Annotated in this window: 5 protein-coding genes and 2 pseudogenes; 3 read left to right on the forward strand and 4 right to left on the reverse strand. The window is 64.9% G+C overall.

Going from position 1 to position 5,312, the window contains the following annotated elements; genetic code table 11:
* Positions 1-371: 371 nt before the first annotated feature.
* The gene (locus VKI00_RS08510) at positions 372-1,007 is read left to right on the forward strand and encodes an NADPH-dependent F420 reductase (RefSeq protein ID WP_324436710.1); all 636 of its coding nucleotides are present in this window, start codon (positions 372-374) and stop codon (positions 1,005-1,007) included.
* A gap of 63 nt (positions 1,008-1,070) precedes the next feature.
* On the opposite strand, the gene VKI00_RS08515 is transcribed toward VKI00_RS08510, so the two are convergent.
* From VKI00_RS08515 to VKI00_RS08525, 3 genes are all read right to left on the reverse strand, one after another.
* Positions 1,071-1,469, reverse strand: a complete 399-nt coding sequence (locus VKI00_RS08515) for a hypothetical protein (protein WP_324436712.1) — start codon at positions 1,467-1,469, stop codon at positions 1,071-1,073.
* Positions 1,470-1,507: 38 nt separating this feature from the next.
* Positions 1,508-1,753, reverse strand: a complete 246-nt coding sequence (locus VKI00_RS08520) for a hypothetical protein (protein WP_324436714.1) — start codon at positions 1,751-1,753, stop codon at positions 1,508-1,510.
* Between the two features lie 961 nt (positions 1,754-2,714).
* Complete coding sequence (locus VKI00_RS08525) at positions 2,715-3,395, reverse strand: SDR family oxidoreductase (RefSeq protein ID WP_324436715.1); 681 nt, start codon at positions 3,393-3,395, stop codon at positions 2,715-2,717.
* A 426-nt stretch (positions 3,396-3,821) separates the two neighbouring features.
* Here VKI00_RS08525 and VKI00_RS08530 point away from each other — a divergent pair.
* Positions 3,822-4,071 (forward strand): annotated as a pseudogene (locus VKI00_RS08530) (hypothetical protein); the annotation flags it as partial.
* 144 nt (positions 4,072-4,215) lie between these two features.
* Here VKI00_RS08530 and VKI00_RS08535 read toward each other — a convergent pair.
* Positions 4,216-4,377: pseudogene (locus VKI00_RS08535) on the reverse strand (aquaporin); the annotation flags it as partial.
* 53 nt (positions 4,378-4,430) lie between these two features.
* Between VKI00_RS08535 and VKI00_RS08540 the strand changes: the two are divergent.
* Positions 4,431-5,312, forward strand: an 882-nt coding sequence (locus VKI00_RS08540) for an ISAzo13 family transposase (protein WP_414687151.1), incomplete at its 3' end; no start/stop codon positions are given.

Consider the following 5,312-nt stretch of genomic DNA (forward strand, 5'->3'; position numbering starts at 1 on the left):
TCCCGACGGTCATCTGATCGAGGTGGGGCAAACCACGGACCCAGAGGGGGACTGGTCGCCCGCTCACTGGCCATCGACTACGCTCGCCGAGCAGACCGAGTGAATGCCGAGATCACCGGCGAAATCCTTCACATCGACGGTGGCCAGTCCCCCGGACACTGAGATCCCTTGCCCCGGGTGGAGGACGCATGGTCCCACTCCGTCAGGTGTCCACCCCTCACGTGCGTTTCACCAAGGACGGCGGGGAACGGTCATCCTCACAGCACCTCCCCGCCGTTCCCCCGCTCTCAGCGAGGCGGTGCGAGACCGCTCGGGCCCGCGATGCTTCGGGCCGCCGTTGTTAGCACCATGACGCTGAGGAGGTTTCGGTCATGACCACCGCGATCATCGGCACTGGAGGGATCGGATCGGTCATCGCCCGCCAGCTCGCCTCAGGCGGCGAGACCTTGCGGCTCTCGAGCGCCGATAATGAGTCGGCACGAAGGCTGGCTGCAGAGGTCGGTCGCGCTGCCGTCGTCGCCGTCGCCAACCGCGACGCGTTGCGGGGCGCCGATGCCGTCGTCCTCGCGCTGCGCTTTGCCGTGCTGAAGGGCGTCATAGACGAGATCGCCGACCCGCTAACCGACAAGCTCGTGCTCGTTCCGAGCAACCCGCTCGCCATCGACGCACAAGGTAACGTCTCACGTCTCCTGCCGAAAGGGCAATCCTCTGGCGAGGTTGTAGCTGGGTGGTTGCCGGCGGGGGGGCGCTTGGCCATGGCGTTTGGAACCCTGTCGGCCGATCTCTTCGAGTCCTCTAGCAACCGGTCACCTGAGCCGGCGGTCCTCTTCTACGCGACCGGCGACGACCGTGCTGGTGAGGAAGTTGAGCGGTTGATCCGAACAGCCGGCTTCGAGCCGGTGAAGGTCGGCGGGATCGAACAGTCGGGTCGACTCGAGGTGGGCGGCGACCTTCACGATCTCGTGGTCGGCCCCGCAGAGGCGCGGTCGTTGATCGGTGGGGCCTGATCGCTTCACCACCCTGGCCGGGGGCACCTCTTCGGTCGAGCCTTCGCCCAGATGGTCTTGATCTCAGCTTCGCCGTCGCTGCGAAGCGACCCGAGCTCGTAACCTCTGCCGTGCAGGAAGAGGAGCACCCGGCTGGCGTCCGCTCCCGGAGCGGCAAGCCAGCGACCTGGTGACCGCGGCCAGGCCACCCTTCCTCAGCGCAGCCAGCGCGGTTGGCTCCGCGGAGTCCGCGTGGTCCGCGACGCTGGCGCTGACGTTGACGACATGACCGCTGCCTTGCCGGAGCATCTGGCCGACCGCGCGCTGAGTCAGCCAGAAGAATCGGGTGCGCTTGCCGTTGGTGTCAGCCGTCGCCGCGGCGACGCGGCAGATCTCGTGTTCGTCGTTCCAGTACGGACCGACCGAGCGCATCCGCAGCTGCCTGCCGAAGGGCAGGTTTGGCGCCCGTTGCGCTGAGATCATTCATCCGGCGTGCGCTGCTCAGTCACCGCGGCGCGCGGTCAGGGCGCCGACCCGCTGGCGATCCAGCGCTGGAAGACGGCGACGTGCTCCGGCGGCCACGCCCCGTCACAGGGCATCGTGCCGTCGCGGAGGCGCTCGAGGATCGCGTCCTGGTGCGCCTGGACGTCGCTGTGGGACCAGAGGTCGAAGGCTTTGAGCATCGAGTCGCGGTCTTTTCGCGGAACATAGGACGGGACATCACGCTCGAAGCTCGGCCCTGTGGGTGAGTCCGGCTGGCCGGTCATGGGCTTCTCCCGCCGTTGTGACAGTGCGACGCTTCCCTCTTCAGCAACTATATCGGCCAGAGCATTTCCCGGGCCCACGTGGCGCCGTACTTCATACCAGTAAAGAAACTCACAGAGCTTGTATGAGTGTCACGGGACGGTGAGAGGGATTGCAGCCCATAGCGTGCCGTAGCGCAGGCCGGAGGGGATGACTCGTGAAACTCCTTACAGAGCTCGATTGGAATCAAGCGTGGCCGGGGCCAGCGGGCACACCAGGGCGACGGATGGCGACATCGTCGGCATGCTCGGGAAACGCGGTTGCGGCGACAACGCAAGGTTGCGGTCATTCGCATGACAGAAGGCCCTCATATCACCGGGATTGAAGTATTGCCGGTACCACGGCCGGCCAGGCGTGGTAGTAGGTGGCGGCGGACGGAAGCGTCAGCGGACGTTAGCCGCCACCCTTTCTTCTTCTCACCTCTCATGACCTGTCAACACGCCGATGAGCTGGCAGCCGTCTGGCCGAGGAGGTCAAGCCGGCATGCCCCTTAGCCACAGTGGCTCACGCCGATGCCGTTGGTGTTGGCTCGCTGCAGCAGCCTGAGTCATCCACCGTTTATTCACCGGATATGACCGGAAAAAGACGCGAATCGCCGAGACTCAACCGGTGCGTCAAGTCAACGAATCCCGTTGTCCCCCAAACACTAACGGAAACTGCCGAAGATTATTGGAACAGCTCAAGGCCTAAAGCCGGTGTCGCAGGTTCGAATCCTGCCGGGGGCACATTGCTCCAGGTGGCGAATCGCGAGTAGAAAGCGGTTTGTTGGTTTGCTCTGTAGATCGGCGTGCAATCCCATGCGTTGCCGACGCGGCGCACACCCGCCGAATTCGTTTGCTGAGCAAGCCCGCTCGACAGGTGACCACCCTGCTGGTACATCCGTTGACCGCGGAGGCCGGCGAATACGTCGGTTTCGTCGACGAGCTACTGGCGCTGCTCCCCTAGCGCGGCCTTCACGGTGCGCGACAGCTCGTCGGCAAGGATTTCCGGCTCGCCGGCGAACAGCCCGTCGAGCGCCAGCTTGGCCACCACCTCCGGATCAATCTTCTGGTCCGCCGGGAGGTAGCTGACCATGTCGGTGTCCATGTAGCCGACGTGCAGCGCGGCCACATGGATGCCGCGCGGCGCGAGTTCGTCGCGCACCGCATCGGTCAATGCCCAGGCCGCTGCCTTGGCCGCGGAGTAGGCGCCGCTGCTGGGAACGTGCAGCCAGGACAACACCGACAGCACGTTGAGGATCGCGCCGCCGCCGTTGTGTTCGATGATCGGGACGAACGCCCGAGTGACATTGAGCATGCCGAAGTAGTGCGTTTCCATTTCCAGCCGCACATCCTCCAGCGGACCGGTCAGCAGGTTCGCACGCGTGGAGATGCCGGCGTTGTTCACCAGGACGGTCACATCGGTGGCGATCTCGGCGGCGCGGCGCACCGACTGCGGATCTGTGATGTCGAGTTGGATGGGCACGACGCCGGGCAGGTCGATCGTCTCGGGTCGGCGTGCGCCCGCGTAAACCTTCGCGCCGCGCGCGACGAGTTCAGCGGCGAACTGCCTGCCCAGTCCGCGGTTGGCTCCGGTGACGAGTGCGATGACGTGTGAATGCTTCATGACGGTGTCCTTCGGTCGTGCGCCCGGTTTTCGTGCCCCTTCGCGTCGGCAAACTCCGGTACCCGCGGCAATAATCCCGCCGTGGCCGGATCTTGTCCAGAGATGGCAGAAACAGGCTGGTAGAACCGATGCTCGGCGAGCTATTCGTCTAAACAAGCAACTTGGCTCGGCTGCTGGGCGGTCAGCTGCGAGATTGTCAGGCTGATGTTGGCTTCGGGTGCACCAGATTGACAGCAGTGGCAATTGTCCATTTGTGGTACAGAGGTTGCCCCTGGGGTTTATGTGGTGCCCATGAGTGAGGGGGCGGAAGTCGCCAGCTTCCCGGTACTACGGGACGCGGACATGCTACAAGCCGAGTACTTCTGGCTGCTGCACCGGCACAAAGACGCCCCGCCCACCGTCAGCGGCGGCGAGCTCATTCTTGAGATGCCGTGGACGGTGGACGACGACCACCTTGCACCGATTGCTTATCGACCGTCAGCCCGAACAGCGCCCCACCGGCAGAGCTGCTATGCCGTCCCCGAATCGTGGGACCCCGGGGGCGGTAGACGATGGGCTCTACCAGGGCCAGGTGAACGCTGGCTACTTCACCGCGGGCCCCGCCAGCACCAAACCTGGTTACGCATTCGCGCCCGCGGCTCCTAACGTGACCGGAAGCCTGGACCTGGGCCACGCAGCGGTTTGAGGACTTCCGCGCCGCAGAGGCCGGAGAGCCGGTCGAGGCTTAGCTTAGAGCTGGCACCGGCGACGGAGGGACGGGCCGCTAATTGTTGTCGTGCGGCCGATCAGTAGACCGCGCGAACTGGACGGTTTCGGGGATTCAGGCCCGCTCCGCTCGGTGCTGGCCCGAGTCTTCGTCGGCTTCCAGTGCTTCATCACGGACCGGGCGGTCGGCGAGTTCTTCATGCCTGCCGAACAGATACGGGTACGCGATTCCGGCGATGGCCGCTCCGATGAGCGGTGCCAGCCAGAACACCCATAGGGCCTGTGATCAATTAACGTCGTTTTTGGGGATGTGGGCGTTACGGTTGTGCTATGGCGGATTTGGTCGAGTCGGTGGCGCGGCGGTACGAGGTGATGCGACCTCATTTGTCGGAGTTCCAACGGCGATTGTGGTTGGGTGCCGAAGCCGCGGAGTTGGGGTCGGGGGGTGTGGCTGTGGTGGCCGAGGCGACCGGGGTCGCGGCGGACACTGTTCGCCGGGGCCGCAAGGAAGCCGATGCCGGTATTCATCCCGGTGCCGGCAGGTCGCGTCGGGCCGGTGGTGGCCGCAAACGAGCCGAGGTCCATGACGAGACGTTGGTGGCGGCGTTCGAGTCGTTGATCGATCCGGTGACCAGGGGCGATCCGATGTCGCCGTTGCGGTGGACGTCCAAGTCGATCCGCGCCCTGACCAAGGCGCTGGGGGACAACGGCCACCGGGTCAGCGATATCGTGACGCGCCGATTGCTGCGCGAAGGGGGCTACAGCCTGCAGGCCAACGCCAAGACCACCGAGGGCGGTCAGCATCTTGACCGTGACGCCCAGTTCGCCTACCTCAACGATCAGGCCACCGACCACTTGGCTACCGGGAACCCGGTGATCAGTGTCGACACCAAGAAGAAGGAGTTGGTGGGGTCCTACAAGAACAATGGGCGCGAGTGGCATCCCAAAGGCGAGCCGGAGCAGGTCAAGGTCCACGACTTCATCGACAGGGAGCTGGGCAAGGCCAACCCCTACGGGGTGTACGACGTGGGAACCAACACCGGGTGGGTGTCGGTGGGAACCGACCACGACACCGCCGCGTTCGCGGTCAACACCATCAAGACCTGGTGGCGCAACGCAGGAACGATCCTGCACCCCACCGCTACCCGACTGCTGATCAGCGCCGATGGCGGGGGCTCCAACGGGTACCGCACCCGGCAATGGAAGACCGAA

Source organism: Mycobacterium sp. (assembly GCF_035314665.1).
Classification (GTDB): Bacteria; Actinomycetota; Actinomycetes; order Mycobacteriales; family Mycobacteriaceae; genus Mycobacterium.